The sequence below is a fragment of the Pseudomonas delhiensis genome, from assembly GCF_900187975.1.
In the GTDB taxonomy this organism is placed as follows: Bacteria; Pseudomonadota; Gammaproteobacteria; order Pseudomonadales; family Pseudomonadaceae; genus Pseudomonas; species Pseudomonas delhiensis.
On the sequence record NZ_FZPC01000066.1, the window covers coordinates 1 to 3226 of the forward strand.

The 3226-nt window shown below is 63.0% G+C and carries 1 protein-coding gene; it reads right to left on the minus strand.

The genetic code is table 11. The features are described 5' to 3' along the window. Positions 1-3226 (minus strand): Ig-like domain-containing protein (locus CHC02_RS30365; RefSeq protein WP_176450360.1); only part of this gene is annotated, 3226 nt, incomplete at both ends.

A 3226-nucleotide genomic window follows, 5' to 3' on the forward strand; every position in this document is an offset into this window, starting at 1 on the left:
TTCTTGCCATCCAGCAGCAGGGTGTCGATGCCGTCGCCGCCGTCGATCATCGCGAAGGACGTGTCCTTGATGGCGATGAAATCATTGCCGGCGCCACCGCGGACGGCAGACAGCGCGGCGTTGTCGAGCAGCAGGCCGGAGGCGGAACCGTCGTCGAAGAGCATCCACAGGTTGCCCTGGGCTGCATCGGCGGCCAGGGGTTCCGCGCCGCTCTTGACAGCCGCATCCTGCGGCGTCACGCCCAGGCCCAGGGTGCTCTCCAGGTCGATGATGCGGCCCTTGATGGCAGAGCCGCTACCATCGCCAACGCCGTAGTCGGTCCAGGTCACGAACAGGCGGCCGTCGGCTAGGAAGGTCAGCTCCGGCCACTCCTGGTTGCCGGAGACCAGTTGGTTGATGCGCATTTCCTGGCCGACGCGGTTGCCGGCATCGTCGAAGAACTGCAGGTAGATGCCGTAGGTGCCGGCCCCCGGCGCCTTGTCCGCCTGCGAGGCGTATACCGTCACGAAGCCGCCTTCCGGACGGGCAACGGTAATAGGGCGCTTCTGATCCCCGGGCGTGAAGGTGTTGATCAGGAACTCGTTACCCACTGCGGTGCCGTCGGGGCTATAGATGCGGCCCCAGACCCCTCGGACGCCCTGGTCCGGTCCGTTGGTGTCGTTCGAATCCCAGGTGACGATGAAGTTGCCATTGGCAAGCTCCGCGACGCTCGGGGTGCCCTGGGTACCCGCAGTGGTCTCGTTGGCGCGAATCTCGGCGCCGAACGTCTGGGACTTCGGATCGTATACCCGGAAATAGACATCGGCGGCCGTGGTTTCCTTCGCGTAGGTGATCACGACCTGGCCACCTTCCAGCGTTGCCACGATCGCTCTGGAAGGTGTGTCGGCTTGGCCAGAGAAACCTAGGTTCGCAATGAGCGATTCACTGCCGGGGATCACTTTTCCGTCAGCATCATATTGTGCCGAAACCACCTGCCAAGGTTGCTTGTCGCCCGTTCGTCCTTGCCAAACCACCATGTATCCGCCATCGTCCATTGCCGACAACAATACATTTCTGTTGTATTTGAAACCGGCACGATCGATGAATTTTTCGCCATCGACCTTGACCGTGCCCGTGATGTTGCCGGCGGCATCATAGGTGTAACTGAAGCGTTGGGTATGTACGATGTCGCGACTGTTCTCCCAGCTGTGGTATCCCACAAGGAAGGAGCCGTCATTAAGCGTGATGACATCCGGACGTCCCTGGAAGTCGGCAGTCACGGTGTTGACAAGGAACTCCTGACCGATCGCCATACCGGATGCGTCGTACAGTTGGGCCATGACTTCAGCGCTTCCATTGTGGTTCGACTGCCATACCGTTACGAACCCGCCGTTGGGCAGCGCGCTGGTGGCCGAGTAGGCCTGCTCGCCCTGGGTGCTGGTGTTGACGGTGAACTCCGAGTAGAAGCCCGCATCGATGTCGAGCACCACGCCCTCGATGCCGTAACTGTCAGGGTCGATCTTGTCGCTGTGCCAGGTGACGAAGATATTGCCATCGTCCATCAGCGTGGCATCCAGGATATGTGCCAGATCTATATCGTCCCAGCCTGAGCCCTGGTTACCCCAGGTGTCGGGGTTGACCAGGAATTCATGGCCGATCTTCTGGCTGTTGGCATCGAAGCGTTGGGCGAAGATGCTCGAACCATCGCCATCGCCACCCTCCGAGCCCCAGATCAGCATGTAGCCGCCATCTTCCAGTGCCACGCCGACCGGCTTGTACTGCTTGCCTGCGGTGTACTGGTTGACGATGAAGTCGCCGCTGCCGATCAGCGTGGCCTGGCCGGAGACCGGGTCGACACGGTAGTGGGCCGCGCGAATGTCAGTACCGTTGGCCTGGCTGTCGGCACTGTCCCAGAACACGACGAAACTGCCGTCCTTGAGCGCAATGGCATCCGGGTACTGCTGAGCCTTGTCCAGGGTGGTGTTCAGGGTCAGGATGGGCCCTGCCGCCGAGCCGTCGAGCTTGCGCAGCTGGCCCAGGACGCCATTGCCATTGCCGTCGGCGCCACTCCAGACCGTCAGGTACCAGTCATTGCCGAGGTGGACCATTTCCGGACCGCCCTCCTGGTAGGCGGCGCCCCCTGCCTTGATGACCACCTCATCGCCCACCGGCTGGTTCTGCGCGTCGTAGGTGCGCTGCACGATGGAGCCGCCACTTTGATCGCTGTACCAGGCGACGATATAGCCGCCATCGGGCAGGCCCATGACGCTTGGAGAGCGTTGGGCGCCAGCGGTCGTCTGGTTGATCAGGAATTCATCGGCATGGGCGGCGCCACTGGCGTCGTAGCGGCGGGCCATGACGCCATCCTTGTTAGGGTCGGGACTGCCGGCGTACGACTCCCAGACAACCAGGAACCCGCCATCCGCCAGGGCGGTCACTTGCGGGCTGTCCTGGTTTAGGTAATTGCGCTGGTTGACCAGTTGCTCCTGGCCGAGCTTGATCTTGCCGGTCGGGTCCATGATCTGGAAGAAGACGTCGTATCCGCCATTTTCCTTTTGCGTGTTGTTTTGCCAGGTCACGACCAGGTTGCCGTTGGCCAGCTTGGTGACCTGCGGGTTGTTCTGCCAGCCCACGGCCGTGGTGTTGATCGGTGCTCCAGAACCCTGGCTGCCGCCCAGGTCGAAGCCGCCGAAGCGGTCGTTCTGGGTGACGCTGATGGCGTAGCCGGGGCTGTGCGGCGTGGCATTGCCGGCGGTGTCGGCCTCCACGGCGGTGAAGACGTTCTGGCCGAAGTTCAGCGCATCGGTTACCTCCACCGTCCACTTGCCGTCTATCACCAGGGCCTTGCCGACTTCGCGCTGGCCGTTGGCTTCGGTCACGTACAGGGTGACGGTGTTGCCGCTGGTGCCGGTGCCGCTGACGGTGGGCTTGCGGTCGTCGGTACGGCCGCCGGAGGCGACGTTGCCGGTGACGCTGCCGACATCGTCATGGATGCCGGTGATGCGCAGGTTCGAGGGATCCGGCGCGATCGTGTCGACGACCAGTTGGAACGGCGGGGACAGTTCGCTGGGGGAATGGGTGTCGCTCAGCGCCCTGACCTGGAAGCTGTGGACGCCGTCGGCGAGATCCTCCGAAGGGGTGAAGCTCCAGTGGCCGGCGGGGTTGGCGACGACCTTCTCCAGCAGGACACCGTTGTCGAAGATCTCGATGGTCTCGCCAGGCAGCGCCTTGCCGCCCAGGGTCGGAC